Origin of the sequence: Dactylosporangium sp. NBC_01737 (assembly GCF_035963215.1) — a bacterium.
Lineage (GTDB): Bacteria > Actinomycetota > Actinomycetes > Mycobacteriales > Micromonosporaceae > Dactylosporangium.
Map to the genome: position 1 here is coordinate 9,529,090 of NZ_CP109153.1, position 15,217 is coordinate 9,544,306.

Annotated in this window: 16 protein-coding genes; 7 read left to right on the forward strand and 9 right to left on the reverse strand. The window is 75.2% G+C overall.

Features of this window, described 5'->3' with window-relative positions:
• Window positions 1-7 precede the first annotated feature (7 nt).
• On the forward strand, window positions 8-1,402 hold the full coding sequence (locus tag OHA72_RS43555) for an NAD(P)H-dependent flavin oxidoreductase (RefSeq protein WP_327001958.1): 1,395 nt from the start codon (window positions 8-10) through the stop codon (window positions 1,400-1,402).
• On the opposite strand, the gene pyrF is transcribed toward OHA72_RS43555, so the two are convergent.
• Window positions 1,347-2,099: an orotidine-5'-phosphate decarboxylase gene (gene pyrF / locus OHA72_RS43560; RefSeq protein ID WP_327001959.1), complete on the reverse strand. Its 753-nt coding sequence runs from the start codon at window positions 2,097-2,099 to the stop codon at window positions 1,347-1,349. The two genes, OHA72_RS43555 and pyrF, sit on opposite strands and share 56 nt — an antisense overlap.
• A 27-nt stretch (window positions 2,100-2,126) precedes the next feature.
• Here pyrF and OHA72_RS43565 point away from each other — a divergent pair, with 27 nt between their 5' ends.
• Window positions 2,127-2,720 (forward strand): HIT family protein, encoded by a 594-nt coding sequence (locus OHA72_RS43565; protein ID WP_327001960.1) that lies wholly within the window; start codon window positions 2,127-2,129, stop codon window positions 2,718-2,720.
• Here OHA72_RS43565 and OHA72_RS43570 read toward each other — a convergent pair.
• Genes OHA72_RS43570 through OHA72_RS43585 form a run of 3 tightly spaced genes read right to left on the reverse strand, consistent with a single transcriptional unit; the run spans window position 2,717 to window position 4,812 of the window.
• Window positions 2,717-3,139 (reverse strand): ASCH domain-containing protein, encoded by a 423-nt coding sequence (locus OHA72_RS43570; protein WP_327001961.1) that lies wholly within the window; start codon window positions 3,137-3,139, stop codon window positions 2,717-2,719. The two genes, OHA72_RS43565 and OHA72_RS43570, sit on opposite strands and share 4 nt — an antisense overlap.
• 9 nt (window positions 3,140-3,148) lie before the next feature.
• Window positions 3,149-3,763 (reverse strand): O-methyltransferase, encoded by a 615-nt coding sequence (locus tag OHA72_RS43575; RefSeq protein WP_327001962.1) that lies wholly within the window; start codon window positions 3,761-3,763, stop codon window positions 3,149-3,151.
• Complete coding sequence (locus OHA72_RS43585) at window positions 3,760-4,812, reverse strand: DUF5937 family protein (protein WP_442788383.1); 1,053 nt, start codon at window positions 4,810-4,812, stop codon at window positions 3,760-3,762. Before OHA72_RS43585 ends, OHA72_RS43575 begins: the two co-directional genes overlap by 4 nt.
• 87 nt (window positions 4,813-4,899) lie before the next feature.
• Here OHA72_RS43585 and OHA72_RS43590 point away from each other — a divergent pair, with 87 nt between their 5' ends.
• Together OHA72_RS43590 and OHA72_RS43595 are read left to right on the forward strand one after the other, a co-directional pair.
• Window positions 4,900-5,814 carry an aldo/keto reductase gene (locus OHA72_RS43590; RefSeq protein ID WP_327001963.1) on the forward strand — a complete coding sequence of 305 codons (915 nt, stop codon included), beginning with the start codon at window positions 4,900-4,902 and terminating at the stop codon, window positions 5,812-5,814.
• 46 nt (window positions 5,815-5,860) lie between these two features.
• Window positions 5,861-6,496 (forward strand): hypothetical protein, encoded by a 636-nt coding sequence (locus OHA72_RS43595; RefSeq protein ID WP_327001964.1) that lies wholly within the window; start codon window positions 5,861-5,863, stop codon window positions 6,494-6,496.
• Between the two features lie 3 nt (window positions 6,497-6,499).
• Here OHA72_RS43595 and OHA72_RS43600 read toward each other — a convergent pair whose 3' ends face one another.
• On the reverse strand, window positions 6,500-7,690 hold the full coding sequence (locus tag OHA72_RS43600; protein WP_327001965.1) for a PP2C family protein-serine/threonine phosphatase: 1,191 nt from the start codon (window positions 7,688-7,690) through the stop codon (window positions 6,500-6,502).
• Window positions 7,691-7,806: 116 nt separating this feature from the next.
• Entirely contained in the window at window positions 7,807-8,109 is a 303-nt protein-coding gene (locus tag OHA72_RS43605) for an STAS domain-containing protein (protein ID WP_327001966.1), read from the reverse strand.
• Between the two features lie 134 nt (window positions 8,110-8,243).
• Here OHA72_RS43605 and OHA72_RS43610 point away from each other — a divergent pair, with 134 nt between their 5' ends.
• Window positions 8,244-8,657, forward strand: coding sequence for an ATP-binding protein (locus tag OHA72_RS43610; protein ID WP_327001967.1), 414 nt, complete (start codon window positions 8,244-8,246; stop codon window positions 8,655-8,657).
• A gap of 34 nt (window positions 8,658-8,691) precedes the next feature.
• Here the strand turns inward: OHA72_RS43610 and OHA72_RS43615 are convergent, their stop codons facing one another.
• The 3 genes from OHA72_RS43615 to OHA72_RS43625 form a co-directional block, all read right to left on the reverse strand.
• On the reverse strand, window positions 8,692-10,551 hold the full coding sequence (locus OHA72_RS43615) for a diguanylate cyclase domain-containing protein (RefSeq protein WP_327001968.1): 1,860 nt from the start codon (window positions 10,549-10,551) through the stop codon (window positions 8,692-8,694).
• An 89-nt stretch (window positions 10,552-10,640) separates the two neighbouring features.
• Window positions 10,641-10,898: a hypothetical protein gene (locus OHA72_RS43620; protein ID WP_327001969.1), complete on the reverse strand. Its 258-nt coding sequence runs from the start codon at window positions 10,896-10,898 to the stop codon at window positions 10,641-10,643.
• A 202-nt stretch (window positions 10,899-11,100) separates the two neighbouring features.
• A complete protein-coding gene (locus OHA72_RS43625; protein ID WP_327001970.1) occupies window positions 11,101-12,669 on the reverse strand; it encodes a glycoside hydrolase family 43 protein in 1,569 nt (522 codons plus the stop codon).
• A gap of 111 nt (window positions 12,670-12,780) precedes the next feature.
• Between OHA72_RS43625 and OHA72_RS43630 the strand changes: the two genes are divergently transcribed.
• Both OHA72_RS43630 and OHA72_RS43635 read left to right on the forward strand, forming a co-directional pair.
• The gene (locus OHA72_RS43630; protein WP_327001971.1) at window positions 12,781-12,906 is read left to right on the forward strand and encodes a hypothetical protein; all 126 of its coding nucleotides are present in this window, start codon (window positions 12,781-12,783) and stop codon (window positions 12,904-12,906) included.
• A gap of 68 nt (window positions 12,907-12,974) precedes the next feature.
• Window positions 12,975-15,053 (forward strand): AfsR/SARP family transcriptional regulator, encoded by a 2,079-nt coding sequence (locus OHA72_RS43635; protein ID WP_327001972.1) that lies wholly within the window; start codon window positions 12,975-12,977, stop codon window positions 15,051-15,053.
• Window positions 15,054-15,217: the final 164 nt, after the last annotated feature.

Genomic DNA, 15,217 nt, shown 5'->3' on the forward strand with positions numbered 1-15,217 from the left:
TGGGCGTATGGCGCTGACGACACGGTTCACGGAGCTGCTGGGGATACCGCATCCGATCGTGCTGGCGCCGATGGGAGGCTCCGCCGGCGGTGCGCTCGCCGCGGCCGTCTCCCGGGGTGGCGGGCTCGGCATGCTCGGCGCCGCGGACGGCGACCGTGCGTGGCTGGACCGGGAGGTCCCGATCGTGGCCGCCGGCACCGACCGGCCGTGGGGCATCGGCTTCCTCACCTGGATGCTCGACGCCGACGCCGTGCGGCGGGCGCTGGAGCACCGGCCGCGGGCGGTCATGCTGTCCTTCGGCGACCCGGCCCCGTACGCGGAGCTGGTCCGCCGCTCCGGTGCCGTGCTCATCGTCCAGGTCACCGACCTCGAGGAGGCCCGGCGGGCCGTGGACGTGGGCGCGGACGTCATCGTGGCGCAGGGCACCGAGGCCGGCGGGCACGGCGCGCGGCGCGGGCGCTCGACGCTGCCGTTCGTGCCGGTCGTGGTGGACCTCGCCGATCCGGTGCCGGTCCTCGCCGCCGGTGGCATCGCCGACGGGCGCGGGGTGGCGGCGGCGCTGGCGCTGGGCGCGGCCGGGGCCGTGATCGGCACCCGGTTCCAGGCGACCCGCGAGGCGCTCGTGGATCCCGCGATCGCCGGGGCGATCGTCGGCGGGCGCGCCGAGGACACCGAGCGCAGCGCGGTGCTGGACATCGCCCGTGGGTCGAGCTGGCCGTCGCGGTACACCGCCCGCACGCTCGGGCATCCGTACCTCGACCGGTGGCGCGGCCGGGAGCAGGAGCTCGCCGCCGACGCCCGGGCGCGGCAGGACTACCAGGACGACGTGGCCCGCGGCGCGATCCCGCCGCTGCCGGTCTGGGCCGGTGAGTCCGTCGACCTCATCACCGACCTGCCGTCCGCCGCCGACCTCGTGCCCGCCCTGGTGGAGCGGGCCGAGCAGGCCCTGACCGCCGCTCACGGGCGCCCGCGGACGATGCGGGTGCGCACCGCGGACGGCACCCACGAGTGGGCGCTGCGCCGCACCGACGCCGACGACCTGCTACTGCGGGCGCCCGACGGACGGCAGTGGGCGGCGGCCGGTGAGGACCTGCACGAGTCGCTCCTGGCGCTGCGCCGCGCGCTCGAAGCGGACGGCATCCTGCTGTGCTGCAACGGCGCCCGGCGCAACGTGCACGGCTTGGGCATGTCGCGGAGCATGTCGGGTGGCGAGGTCGCGTACGCGCTGCGGCGCTGGCGCCGCTCGGACGTCCGGGACCTGGTCGAGGTCCTCGACCCGGCCGACTGCAAGGACGTGGTCACCATCGACGAGCAGCAGGCCTGGTACGACGCCTGGCAGCGGACCGTCACCGGGTGGCACTATCTGTTCGGTGCCCCGCTGGACGCGTTGCGGCGCCGCTGATCCGCAGCTCCTCGGCGATCGCGGCGAGGACGGCCGCCGGGTCGGGGGCGCGGGTCAGCGCGCGGCCGATGACCACGTGCGACGCGCCCGCGCGGAAGGCGTCCGCCGGGTGCGCCGGGCGGGCGTGGTCGGTCGCGGCGTCCGGGTGCACGGGCAGCGTGACGCCGGGCGTGACGACGAGCACGTCCGGGCCGAGCAGCCGGCGCAGCGCGGCCGCGTCGTGGGGTGCGGCGACCACGCCGTGGCAGCCGGCGTCCCGGGCGAGCAGCGCCAGCCGCGCGGTCTGCTCCCCGGTCGTCGCGGTCACCCCGACCTCGGCGAGGTCGGCGTCGATGAGGCTGGTGACGACGGTCAGCGCGACCACGCGCAGCCGCGGGAACTCGGCGGCGGCCCGCACCGCGGCCCGCAGGATCCTGGACCCGGCGGAGGCGTGGACGCTCACCATGGTCGCGCCGCGAACGCCTGCGGCCCTGACGGCGGCCGCGACGGACGTGGGGATCTCGAACAGCTTGAGGTCGAGGAAGACGTCCTTGCCGGCCGCGGCGAGCGAGGTGACCAGCGACGGACCGGCGGCGGTCAGCAGCTGCAGGCCGATCTTGTACGACTGGCCGGTGTCCCCGAGCCGCTCCACGACCGCCTCGGCGTCCTCGGCGGTGTCGAAGTCGAGCGCGACGATGACCCGACGGGTGAGATCCATGGCCGTCATCCTGGCATGATCGTCGTCATGACCGACCGGTTCCTCACCCACCTGCCCGTCGGCGGGCCGTCCACGCCGTTCGAGGGCGACGGCATCCCCGGCTGGGACACGTTCCCGTTCGACGGCGACCTGCGGGTGCGCGCGCTCGACCCGCCGGTGCTGCCCGAGCCGCCGCGCAACGGTGAGGACGGGCCGCAGGCGTGCGTCATCTGCCAGGACGGGCTGCGGCAGGCGGTGTGGGCCGACGAGCACTGGATGCTGCGGCACTCCGGCGGGCCGACGGCGATACCGGTCGTGGTGCTGCTGTGCCCGATCGGCCACCACGACCTGGGCGACCTGCCCGCGGAGCGGGCCGCCGAGATCGGGCCGATGCTGCAGCGGGTCGAGCGGGCCGTCATGTCGGTCGGCGGGATCGGCCGGGTCCACTCGTCGAAGATCGGCGACGGCGCCACGCACCTGCACCTGTGGTTCATGGGCCGGCCGGCCGGGCTGACCCAGCTGCGCGGCAGCTGCCTGCCACTGTGGGACGACGTGCTGCCCAAGCAGGACGAGGCCCAGTGGCGCGCGGTCCTCGCCGAGGTCGCCGCCGCCCTCGCCGCCGACGGCGGCGCCGCCCTCTAGGGCAGTGTCCGCACGAGCCGGAAGCGTTGCAGCACGGCGGGGGTGTCGTCGTCGACGGTGAACCGCGGGTCGCCGAGCCAGCCGCGGTAGCCCGGCCCGTGCCAGAACTCCTCGTGGCCGGCGCGCCAGGCGGCGACGGTGTCGTGGCCCTCGCCCTCGTCGCGGGCGTGCGTGGCGTCGACGTCGCCGAGCCGGCGCACCTCGACCCGGGTCAGCTCGATCACCGCGACCCGGCGCTCGGCCGAGTCGACCACCGCCGCCCGGTCCCCGGCCGCCGGCAGCGGGTCGCCGTCGAGCTCGAAGTCCTGCGCCAGAGCGGTCGTGGTGGTCTTCGTCCCGTCCAGCACGGCGGCGACGAGCGCGTCGCGCAGCGGCCCCGGGAAGGCGAACTGGAACACGGGCAGCTCGGCGTCGGTCACCGGGCCAGCCTAGTCGTTCCTGACGCCCGTGTGCCTGCCGACCAGGCTGGCCGACGACGGGGTGAGCGGCACCTCGGTGGTCAGCATGGCCGGATGCCGCAGCCAGTGCAGGCGGGCGTGGTCCGGCTGCCCGCCGAACAGCGGCGGCCACCCGCGCGACGGCGTGAAGTCGTCGATGACGAGCACGGCGCCCGGGCGCAGCCACACTTCGACGTCGATCGGTTCGGCGCCCTGCTTGCCGTGTCCCCCGCCGTCGAGGACGAGCAGGTCGAAGGGCCCGTGCCGGACCAGCGTCCGCCAGTCGGCGGTGAGAATCCCGACCCGCGGATCGGCGGCGAACACCGCTGCGGCCACGGCCGCCACGGTGGGATCGTGCTCGACACTGACGATCCGTGCCCGCGGATGCGCGCCGCTGGCCAGCCACGCCAGCCCGACGCCGCATCCCGTGCCGGTCTCACCGATCGTGCCCGGGCCGACACCGCGGGCCAGCGTGCGGAGCAGCTCGCCGTGCTCCGGTCCGCACGAGTTGTCGAAACCGGCCCGGCGCGCCGCGCGGACCGCGGCCGCGACGGGCTCCGGCAGGGCACCGGCCCGGTCGTAGGCGGCCGTTCCTCGTACCGTCATGCCGGCCATGGTCGCAGGCGCGGCCTCCCCCGGTCGACCGGCTGCGCGCCGTCGTCGTCGGACGGCAGGACTATCGGACGGCCGCGTCGAGAACGGCCTCTGCGGCGCTCGTGCGGGCGTAGAGCACCCGGCGGCCGGCGCGGTGGGCGCTGACCAGACCGGCGTCGCGCAGTGTGGTGAGGTGCTGCGACACCCCCGGCGCGGACAGGCCGGTCCGCTGGGCCAGGTCGGTGGTGGACGCCGGTGTACCGAGCTCCGCCAGCAGCCGGGCCCGCGCGGCCGAGCACGGCGGCCAGGGCGTCGCTCGCGGGCCGGGTCTCCCACAGGGTGCCCGCACCCCGGGCCGGGTACGCCAGCTGCGGCGGGTCCGGCGGCGCCGACCTGGTGAACAGGTCCGGTCCGGTGAACACCGACGGGATCAGCAGCAGCCCCGGCCCGGCCGCGGCCCGCGACAGCGAACCCGGCCGGCGGGACAGGCGCAGCGCGGTGTCGTCCCACGCGACGGAGGCGTGCAGGGCGTTGAGGAGGTGCCCGGCGCCGTGCTCCGCGACGTGCCGGGCGCGGTGGAACACGTCGGCGTCGAGCACCGCGCGGATGCGCGCCCAGTACGGTGCGATCGCCAGCGCCCAGTACGCCTCGATCTCGCCGGTGACCCGTGCAAGGCATGCGGCCGGGTCGGCGTGCAGGGCCCGGGCGCGCGGGCCGAGGCCACCGTCCTGCCGGGCGAGGCGGTCGAGGTCGCGGCGGACGTGGGCCGGCGGCGTCGCACGGATCGCGGCGACCTCCTCGGCGAGGTTCGGGGCCGCGCCGGCGGGTGCCGGGTTGAGGAAATCCGGGACGTACCCGGCCGGCGGGATCAGCTCGGCGAGCCACCCGGCGTCCAGGCCTGCGGCGGCGACCCTGGGCCGGACGTCGTCGATCCAGCGCTGGTGTACGGGATGCGCCCGCCCCCGTGCCAGCACCCGGAAACTCGGCCCGGCCTCCCACATCGGCGAGACCACGAAGCGGGTGCGGGCCAGGTCGGCGGTCGAGAACGCCAGCTCCTCCACGACCCGACCCTACCGACCCGGCGCGCGACGATTCGGCTGGAGCTGAATCATTCGGTGCGACCGGCGGCGCGGCGCGAAGCTCTGCGCATGACTTCGCAGACGATCTCCGCGGCGGCCGCGGGCACCTGGACACTCGGCGACCTGACCGTCAACCGGCTCGGGTTCGGGGCGATGCGCCTGCCGCAGCACGGCGAGGCGTTCGCGCCCGGCGCCGTCCCACGCGACCGCGACGAGGCGATCGGTGTGCTGCGCCGCGCCGTGGAGCTCGGCGTGAACCACATCGACACGGCCGCGTTCTACTTTTCCGCACTGCGCTGCGCCAATGAGCTGATCGGGCGGGCGCTCGCCCCGTACCCCGGCGACCTGGTCATCGCCACGAAGGTGGGGCCCGCACGGGACCGGTCCGGTGCGTGGGAGCCGCACGCGGCCCCTGGGCAGCTGCGCGGGCAGGTCGAGCAGAACCTGCGCCAGCTCGGCCGGGACCACCTGGACGTGGTGAACCTGCGCGTCGTCGGCACGGACCCGGTCGCGGACCGGTTCGGCGCGCTCGCGGACCTGCGGCAGGCGGGCCTGATCCGGCACCTCGGCCTGTCCAACGTGCACCCGCACCACCTCGACGAGGCCCTCGCGATCGCGCCGGTCGTGTGCGTGCAGAACATGTACGGCGTCGGCGTCCGCCCCGACCAGGCCGCGCTGCTGGACCGGTGCGGCACGCTGGGCATCGCGTTCGTGCCGTTCTACTCGATCGCCGGCACCGGGCGGGCCGCCGGGGCGGCCGCCGCGGGCCCTGTGGGTGGCGAGGATACCGCGGTGCGGGCCGTCGCCGAGGCGCACGGGGCGAGCCCGGCGCAGGTCCGCATCGCGTGGACGCTGCACCAGGGCCCGCACGTCCTGGCGATCCCCGGCACCGGCGACGCCGGCCATCTCGCCGACAACGTCGCCGCGGCCGCGCTGCGGCTGTCCGCCGGCGACCTGGTCCTCCTGGACGCCGCCGGCCGGTGACGCCGGTATCGTCGGACGCCTGCCGTCGACCAGGTGGAGGTGACCCGTGGGGGGTCGTTCGTACATGCTCGCGACCCGGATGCCGATGTCGCGGGCCGGCTTCGACGCGTGGCTCGCCACGCCGCTGCCGGGCCTCGACGTGATCGACAACCCCGCCGCGATGTGGACCGGCTGGACGGACGCCGACGCCCCCGACTGGGACCTGGCCGCGATCGCCGACCACCCGGCGGCAGTGGCCGCGATCCGTGACGCCCGCACCGCGACCCCGCTGCGGCTCCTGGCGGCCCGCGCCGCCGGCGGCGTCACCCTCGCCCGCCATCACGACGGCGCGCTGGAGATCTACCTGTACGACTACCACGCCGACGCCTACAGCACCCAGACGGACCTGCTCATGCTCGCCGGCGCCGGCCGCTTCGCCGAGGAGGCCGCGCCGGTCATGTACTGGGGCGGCAACGTCTACCCGGACCTGCCGTTCGGCGGCGACGGGCCCCTCGCCGTGCTGCTGGTCGACCGGGCAGGCGCCCGGTTCGTCGACCGATACCCGCTCGACGCGCTGATCGGGCGGCTGCGCCCCGTCGAGGCCGTGTTCGTCGCCGCGGGCGAAGCGGCCGGCGGCGAGGGCGACTGGGACGCCGGGACGCTGCTGGATCCCGCGGTGCGCAACCACATGGCGGACGGCTAGCGGTCAGACGCGGCGCACGGCCAGGACGGCGACGTCGTCGGTGGGTGCCGTGTTGTCCAGCAGCGCCATCGCCGCGTTGCAGGTGGCGTCGGCCGTGCCCGGGGACAGCGCGCCGACCATCCGCTGCAGCCCGGCGATGATGCCACGGTCACGGCGTTCGACGAGGCCGTCGGTGTACAGGAACAGACCCTGGCCCGGCTCCAGCGGCATGCGGGTGCCGCGGCGCTCGGCGCCCCGGTAGGCGCCCAGCGGCAGGTCGGGCGACAGGCTGAGCAGGTGGCCTGGCCGGTCCGGACCGGTCATGACCGGTGGCAGGTGGCCGGCGTTGGACATCGTCACGGTGCTGAGGGTGGGGTCGAGCACCGCGTAGACGGCGGTGGCCATGGCGTCGGGCTCGAAGCGCTGCACCTTGCGGTCCAGGCGGGTCAGGACGTCGGCGGGGTCGTCGGTCTCCATCGCGTAGGCCCGCAGGGCGCTGCGGATGCGGCCCATGACGACGGCGGCGTGCAGGCCGCTGCCGGCGACGTCGCCGATGACGATGCCGACGTGACCGGACGGCAGGTCGAAGACGTCATACCAGTCGCCGCCGACGCCGACCTGGGCGCCGGGCACGTAGCGCACCGCCACGTCCAGGCCGGGGATCGCCGGTGGGCGGGCCGGGAGCAGGCTGCGCTGCAGGGCCACCGCGGCGGCGCGGTCCAGGTGCGAGCGGCGCGCCTGGGTGGCGAGGCTGGCCCGGTCGGCGACGAGCTGCAGCAGCTCGATGTCGTCGGGGGTGAACGAGCGGGGGTCGACGGTGCCGACGTGCAGCACGCCGATGACGCGCCCGCTGCTGAGCATCGGCACCCCGAGCACGGAGGTGGTCCGCGCCGGCAGCAGCACGTTGTCGAAGCCGCCGGCGCGGTCGACGTGTGCGACGGCGACCGGCTCGCCGCGCACGGCGACACCGCCGGCGAAGCCGACGCCGAGGGGCAACCGCAGGCCGTGCTGCAGCTCACGGTCGAGGCCGGCGACCGCGGTCGCGACGAGGTCGGTGCCGTCCTGGTCGAGCAGCAGCACGGCGGCGCTGTCGGCGCGCAGGATGTCCAGGGTGCGCTCCAGCAGCTCGTGGAGCAGGTCCTCGAGGCCGAGCTGCGACAGGGCGGCGTCGGTCACCGCTTGCAGCCGGCGCAGCTTCTCCACGCTGTCGGCCATCGCCTTTCCGCCGCGTCTCGGCACCGTGTCCCTGCCTCTCACGCTTTCCGCCCGTCGAGCTGCTGGTCAGTGTCGCACCGTCGCGGTGCTGTCGGATCGAGCACGATGGCCGCGATTCAGCCGGACAGGTGACCCAGGACGCCGGTCAGGTCGAGCACATCGTGCACGACGCCCGTCGCGTTGGCGATCCGGAAGTGCCGGCCCCGCTCGTCGGCCAGCCGTCTGCTCTTGAGCAGCGTGTTGATGCCGGCGGAGTCGATGAACGTCACCGCGGCCAGGTCGACCACCACGCCCGTCGCGTCGTCGACGGCGGCGAGCACCGCATGATCCAGGTCGGCCACCGTCGACAGGTCGACGTCACCGGCAACACTCACAGTGATCGTGTCGGCGTCACGGGTGGTGGACAGTGTCAGTGCCATGGGCCCTCCTCGCGCAAAACGACAAGCGCTTGCTGACCCTATATGGTGATTCGACGAGGACGCAGCGACGGCGTCGGCGGGTCCTGGCCGCCTGCGACATCGCCGATTGCAGCGCACGACGTTGTGGATGTGACATGCGGGATGACCCTGACGCACCTCCGGTGCTGGTGGCGCTGCCTCCGGTGACGGTGACCGGTGTCGCCGAGGTCCGGCGCCGGGTGACCGAGGCCGCCGCCGAGGTCGGCCTGTCGCCGGAACGGGTGGCGTCCTTCACCGTCGCCGTGAACGAGATCGTCATCAACGCCGTGGAGCACGGCGGCGGCACCGCCGTGGTGACCCTGATCCTGGAGCCGGAGCGGCTCGTCGTCGAGGTCGTCGACCACGGCACCGCACCGTGGCAGTTCAGCGTGCCGGCCGCCGCTCCCCCACCGGACCAGCCGCACGGCCGTGGCCTGTGGCTGGCCACCAAGCTCTCCGACGAGCTGACCGTCGACGCCCGCGGCGCCGACCGCCTCGTCCGCCTGACCGCGAACGCCGGCGGGCGGTAACCCGGGAAGCGGCGCGACGGCCGCGCCGGGCGGGTCAGACCGTGGCGGCTGCCTTGCGGTGCTGTTTGGTGCGGTACATGGCGGCATCGGCGTCGCGCAGCAGCCGGTCGGGGTCGTCGGCGGGGCCGGTGGCGACGCCGACGCTGGCACCGATGCGCAGCGCGCCGCCGTCGAGGCCGATCGGCGCCGACAGCCCTGCCACGATCTGCTCGGCGAGCGCGTCGACGCGGGCCGGGCGCGGGTCGGCGGGCAGCACCGCGAACTCGTCGCCGCCGAGGCGGGCGGCGACGTCGCCGGGGTGCAGCAGCGCGGTCAGGCGGCTCGCGACGGTGGTGAGGACGTGGTCGCCGGCGTGGTGGCCGTGCCCGTCGTTGATCTCCTTGAAGCCGTCGAGGTCGATGACGAGCACGCTGGTCTGCCCGCCGGCGGCGCGCTGCTGCAGGCGCTCGCCGAGCAGGGCGCGGTTGGCGAGGCCGGTCAGGGCGTCGTGGGTCGCCTGGTGGAGCAGCTTGTCCTGCAGGGCGCGGGCCTCGGTGATGTCGCGGGCGTTGTACACCACGCCGCGCACGCTGGGGTGGTCGCGCAGGTCCGCGCCGACGACGTCGAGCCACCGGTAGGTGCCGTCGGTGTGCCGCAGCCGCACCTGCGCCGAGGCGGCGGCCGACGCGTCGCCGGCGGGGAAGGCCTCGAGCCGGGCGGCGAGGGCGTCGAAGGTGTCGACGTCGTCCGGGTGTACGCGTTGCCGCAGCACCGCGCCGAGCGCCTGGGCCGGGTCGATCCCCAGGATCCGCACCGCGGCGGGGCTGGCGTAGGTGACGGCGTCGCCGGCGTCCACGACGAGGGTGACGTCCGAGGCGTGCTGGACGAGGGAGCTGAACCACTCCTTCTGGCTGCGCAGTTCGAGCATGCTGCGGTCCAGGTCGGTCAGCAGCCGGTCGTTGTCGTGGAAGGCGACGAGCTGCCGGGTCAACACGAGCACGGTGATGACCACGACGCCGGCGGTCACGCCCCAGATCCTGGCGCCCGGCCGGACCTCGACGAGCGCCGCGACCAGCAGGATCTGGGTGGCGAGGACCGCCACGTACGGCATCCGGCTGAAGCGGCCCCGCGGGGCGGCCGGCCGGTCGCCGCGGCCGCGCCGGTTGTGCAGCTCCTGCAGCCGCAGGCTGAACACGACCAGGATGCACGGCAGGAGCTGCGCGACGCTCATCAGGGCCGGGTTCGGCTCGCCGGTGAGGACGTTGGCGACGGAGGAGCCGACCGCGGTGCCGGCCGTGCCGATGCTGCCGGCGACCCCGGCGGCCATGGTGAACGGCGCGGTGTCGCTGAGGATCAGCTTCAGCACGCCGAAGACGATGACCAGCATGACCGCCGAGTTGGCGGCGCCGGCCAGCCGGTCCACCGCCCGGTCCGCACCGAGGTGGGCGCCGACAGCGAAGTACCAGAGGAACACGGCGACACCGGCCAGGACGGTCGCGGCGTCCAGCCACAGCCGCAGCCGCTGCCGCCCGGCGGCGCCGAGCGGGTGGCGCAGCATCGTGACGACCATCGTCGACATGCCGAGGACGACCAGGCCCGTCTGCACGACGCTGACCTGGGTCATCCCGGGGTGGCGCACCACGAGGAAGGACTGGTAGCCGTCGCCCGCGGCGCAGCAGACGGCGGTGAACGCCATCGTCCGCCAGAACCGGCGGGCGGGCGACCCCGCGGCGCACAGTGCCGCCAGCCGGCGGGCGAACCACACCAGCGAGACGTCCAGGCCGGTCTGGATCAGCCAGGACGACCTGCCGTCACCCGGGCCGGCGAGGAACCACAGCACCACGGCGACCGTGAACGCGCCCATGCCGAGCAGCACCGGGTCGCGCCGCGGAGACCGGCGGTCCGAGTCCCGCATGTGCCGCTCCCAAGGTTCCACGCCGGACCATCGGCCGCCGCGCGGGGCGTCTGAGCGCCGCACGGACGCGCACCTCAGCTGCCACCGGATCAAGCCACGGAGCACCCCGGCGGGACCCAGACCAGGCGGGCGGGGTACAGCGTCTCGGCCGTCTCCAGGGCCGCCTCCGCGGAGCCGAACACGGCCACCTCGAGGCTTCCGTCCGCCAGAAACCAGCTGGTCACGGCGCGGTCGGCGAGCTGGTGCCCCCAGGCGACGACGCACGGGTTGCCGTCGTCCTCCGGGTCGGCGACGATCCCGAACAGCGACGGCGCACCCTCCAGCAGACGCCTGTCGGTCTCGGTCACGCGGTGCCCCCTTCCACGTTGGTCACACGCAAATGCACGTGCATGTGCAGCCTATGACGCGGAAGCCCTGCTCAGCCCGGTGCAGAGTCATCGGGAGCACAGGTGAAGTACCCGGCGAATTCGCACACCGTGGTCCCACCGGGCGCACTGAGTAATGGCGGCGGCGGCCGCGGGGAGATCCGCGACCGCCGCCGTGACGAACTCAGCGCTGCGGCTTGTAGGTCGCCGCGGAGAAGTCGGCGGGCCGTCCGGCTCCGGTCATGTCCAGCGCCCACAGCCCGAAGAACGCACCGGTGAAGCCGCCGTCGGGGTCCCGGGCGTACTCGTCGGACAGGATGCTCGCGTCGAACGGGCCCCATTCGGCGTCGCCGTACGAGGCGCGCAGCACCGCGGCGTCGAGGTCGAGCCGCAGCCGGACCGGCCCGGCGACCGGGACGGCCGGGCCGTGCATGCTGACCCTGCCCTGGTCGCTGGACAGCATGCCGACGAACGGCCCCGCCGTCTCGTCGTACCCGACGTGCAGGAAGTACCAGTTGCGGCTGTTGTAGTACGCGGTGATCCCGGCGAGGTGCTGGAAGTGCGTCGGCGCGAAGTCGACCGTCGCCTCGAACGTGGCGCGGACGTGCTGGACGCGGCGGGCGACGAGGCTCTCGCCGGACATCGCGCCGGGCGAGCGGCCGCCGCGGACGCGCAGGTGCCCGGGCCGCGCCTGGCTGGACACCCACGTGCTCGCGGCGGGGCGGCGCAGGGTGCTCCAGTTGGGGCCGAGCGCCGGTCCGGTGAAGTCGTCGGTCTCCGGCTCGTCCGGCCACGGGTGCGCGGGCAGGTCGGGCCCGGCGACCTCGTCGTGCGGGACGCCACCCTCGATGCGCGGCCAGCCGTCGGCGGTCCAGGTGACCCGCTGGATCGCCGTCTCCCGCCCCAGCACGCACCGCCCGCGGGGGGTGAGCGGCCGGCCGGCGAGGTGGGCGAAGAACCACTCGCCGGCCGGGGTCTGCACGAGACTGCCGTGCCCGGCCTTCTGCAGCGCCAGGTCCGGGCGGTGCACGGAGGTGATGAGCGGCCCCGCCGGGTCCGACTCGTAGGGCCCGAGGACGTCGCGGGAGCGGGCCACGGTCGCCTGGTGGAACCACTCCGTGCCGCCCTCGGCGGTGACGAGGTAGTACCAGCCGTCCCGCAGGTACAGGTGGGGCCCCTCGGTCATGCCCGCCGCGGTGCCGGCGTAGATGTCGGTGGCCTCCCCGACGAGGCTGCGGGCGTCCCGGTCGTACTGCTGGGCGATGATGCCGTTGGCCCATTCGTGGCCGGGCCGCCAGTCGGTGCGGTTGGACAGCAGCCAGCTGCGCCCGGTGGCGTCGTCGTGGAACATCGACACGTCGAAGCCCTGGGCGTGCAGCGCCACCGGCGCGGACCAGGGCCCCTCGATCGACGGCGCGGTCACCAGGTAGTTCGGCGTGTCCCAGAAGCGCGAGTAGGCCTTCACGTCGGTGAAGACCAGGTGGAACAGGCCGTCCACATAGGACAGGCACGGCGCCCAGATCCCGCCGGAGTCCGGGTTGCCGGTCATGTCGAGCAGCCGGACGCTGTCCAGCGCTCCGCCGATCGGCCGCCAGTTCACCAGGTCCCGGGAGTGGTGCAGGCGCACGCCCGGATACCACTCGAACGTCGAGGTGGCCAGGTAGTAGTCGGTGCCGACCCGCAGGATCGACGGGTCTGGGTGAAATCCGGGAAGGACCGGGTTTCGGATGGAGCCGGCAGGCCGTCGCAGCATGCCGACACCGTATGGACCCGGAGCAATGAGCCGAAAGCCTTTTCGAAACTCACCGTTGTGCCACGGCCGGAAAACCGCACCCGGACACGCCGATCGGTGGCGTGCGCCGCCGTGCGCATCCGGCTGCCGCCGTGCCTGCCGCTGCCGGTGGCCGGGGTCCTGTTCACCTGCCTGGTCGACCCCGGATTGTACCGGTTCATCCTCATCTTCAGCGCGGTCCCGGGCCGAGCCGCCTGATCCGCGTCGCCTGAGCCCGGTGGACCGCATGTGGCACCCTCGGTGCGCTCAAGCACGCGAGGAGAAGCATGGAGTTCAGGATCCTGGGCCCGCTGGAGGTCGTCGCCGCGGGCGCAACCGTCCCGCTCGGCGGCCCGAAACCGCGGGCGGTCCTCGCGACGCTGCTGCTGGACGCCGACCAGGTCGTCACCGTCGACCGGCTCATCGGCGGCGTGTGGGGCGAGGACCCGCCACCCAGCGCCATGAACGCCCTGCAGACCTACCTGTCCCGGCTGCGCCGCGTCCTGGGCGCCAACACCCTGGAGCGCCACCAGCGCGGCTACCGGGTCGCCGCCGCGTCGCAGCAGATCGACGCCCGGCGGTTCGAGCACGGCGTGACGCAGTCCCGCGACGCCCTGGCCGCCGCGGACCCCGCGACCGCGCACCGGGCCGTCGAGGCCGCGCTGGCGCTGTGGCGGGGACCGGCGCTGATGGACCTCACCGACGACCTGTCCGCGCAGGCCGAGATCGCCCGGCTCACCGAGCTGCGGCAGGTCGCCGCCGAGCTGCGCGTCGAGTCCCTGCTCGCCCTCGGCCGCACCGCCGAGGCCGTCGCCGCCGCCACGGCCTTCGTCGCCGACCACCCGCTGCGGGAACGCGGCCGCGCCCAGCTGATGCTGGCGCTGTACCGGGCCGGCCGGCAGCACGAGGCCCTCGCCACCTACCACGAGGCCCGCACGCTGCTCGCCAACGGGTTCGGCCTCGACCCGGGCGTGGACCTCACCACCCTCGCCCAGTCGATGCTGCGCCAGGACCCGCAGCTCAGCCTCGCCGCGCCGCCCGCGCCCCCGTCGCTACCCGCCACGCCCTCGGCGCTACCCCTGCTGCACCCCCGCCGCTGGCGGCGGGCCGGCGCCGGTGGCGGAGCTGGAGCCGGTGGCGGTGCGGCTCCCGCGCCGGTCGCCGCGCCGGCGGACCGGTTCGTCGGGCGGGACCGTGACGTCGCCGAGCTCCGCGCGCTGCTGCACACCCACCGGCTGATCACCCTCACCGGACCCGCCGGCAGCGGCAAGAGCCGCCTGGCGGCCGAGGTGTGCCGCGACGCCCGCCTCGACGTGCAAGCCGTCGAACTCGCCGGCCTCACCGACGGCGCGCAGCTGGAGCCGGCCCTGGCACAGGCGCTCGCCACGCACCCCGGCCACAGCGACGTCGTGCTGCTGCTGGACAACGGCGAGCACCTCGCCGCGTCCCTGGCCGACGTCGCGCCGCGGCTGCTCCGGCAGCGGCCCGGCCTGCGGGTCCTGCTCACCAGCCGGGTGCCGCTGCGCGTCGGCGGCGAGCGGCCGCACCGGGTCGCGCCGCTGCCGGTGACCGCCGCGATGGAGCTGTTCCTGGACCGTGCCGCCGCGGTCACGCCCGGGTGGACGTGCGACGCCACCGAACGGGAGACCGTCGCCCGGCTCTGCGAACGGCTCGACGGGCTGCCGCTCGCCGTGGAGCTGGCGGCGGCCGAGCTGGCGGCGCTGTCCCCCGCGCAGGTCCTCGAACGGCTCGACGACCCTGCGGCCCTGCACACCGCGCGCCGCGACGTCCCGGAGCGTCACCGCAGCCTCGACAGCGCACTCGACGTGACGTACCGGCTGCTGGACGCGCCGCAACGGGACCTCATCGCCAGGCTGAGCGTCTTCGCCGGCACCTTCGACCTCGACGCCGCCGGACGCGTCGCGGGCGGCGGCGTCCTCACCCCGCTCACCGGGCTCATCACCGCATCACTGGTCACCGCGCTGCCCGGCACGTCGCCGCGGCGCTACCGGATGCCGCGGACCGTGCGACGGTACGCCGACCGGCGGCTGCGCGACGACGAACGCCGCGAGGTCCGCCGCCGGCACCTGGGCCACGCCGCCGAGCTCGCCGCGACCGCCGACCGGGAGCTGCGCGGGCCGGACGCGCGCCGGTGGTTCCGGGCGCTCACCGCCGGCCACGACGACACCCGCGCCGCCTCGCGTTCGCCTTCGACGGCGAGGCCCCCGACGCCGGGTTGCGCCTGGCCGCCGATCTCGCGTGGTACTGGTACCGCGGCGGCCACCTCGTCGAAGGGCTGCGCTGGCTGCGCGCCGGGCTCGACGCCGCCCCGGGCGCCGACGCCGACGATCGGGCCAGGGCGCTGACCGGCATCGCCTACCTGCACTACCTCGCCGGTGACGTGACGGCCGGCGCCGGTGCGATCACCGCCGCGGCCGACCTCGCCCGGCGGCCCGTCACCCTGGCCCGCGCGACCGCGCACCTCGCCCTGTCACTGGGCCTGCGCGGTCACGTCGAGGAAGCCACGGCC

Bases quoted from the DNA above. Each gene is read 5' to 3' on its own strand.
- OHA72_RS43600 (WP_327001965.1), bottom strand. From the start codon at position 7,690: ATGGCCGACAGCGTGGAGAAGCTGCGCCGGCTGCAAGCGGTGACCGAC.
- OHA72_RS43625 (WP_327001970.1), bottom strand. From the start codon at position 12,669: ATGCTGCGACGGCCTGCCGGCTCCATCCGAAACCCGGTCCTTCCCGGA.
- OHA72_RS43575 (WP_327001962.1), bottom strand. From the start codon at position 3,763: ATGACGGTACGAGGAACGGCCGCCTACGACCGGGCCGGTGCCCTGCCG.
- OHA72_RS43615 (WP_327001968.1), bottom strand. From the start codon at position 10,551: ATGCGGGACTCGGACCGCCGGTCTCCGCGGCGCGACCCGGTGCTGCTC.
- OHA72_RS43555 (WP_327001958.1), top strand. From the start codon at position 8: ATGGCGCTGACGACACGGTTCACGGAGCTGCTGGGGATACCGCATCCG.
- OHA72_RS43565 (WP_327001960.1), top strand. From the start codon at position 2,127: ATGACCGACCGGTTCCTCACCCACCTGCCCGTCGGCGGGCCGTCCACG.
- OHA72_RS43635 (WP_327001972.1), top strand. From the start codon at position 12,975: ATGGAGTTCAGGATCCTGGGCCCGCTGGAGGTCGTCGCCGCGGGCGCA.
- OHA72_RS43605 (WP_327001966.1), bottom strand. From the start codon at position 8,109: ATGGCACTGACACTGTCCACCACCCGTGACGCCGACACGATCACTGTG.
- OHA72_RS43610 (WP_327001967.1), top strand. From the start codon at position 8,244: ATGCGGGATGACCCTGACGCACCTCCGGTGCTGGTGGCGCTGCCTCCG.
- OHA72_RS43590 (WP_327001963.1), top strand. From the start codon at position 4,900: ATGACTTCGCAGACGATCTCCGCGGCGGCCGCGGGCACCTGGACACTC.
- pyrF (WP_327001959.1), bottom strand. From the start codon at position 2,099: ATGGATCTCACCCGTCGGGTCATCGTCGCGCTCGACTTCGACACCGCC.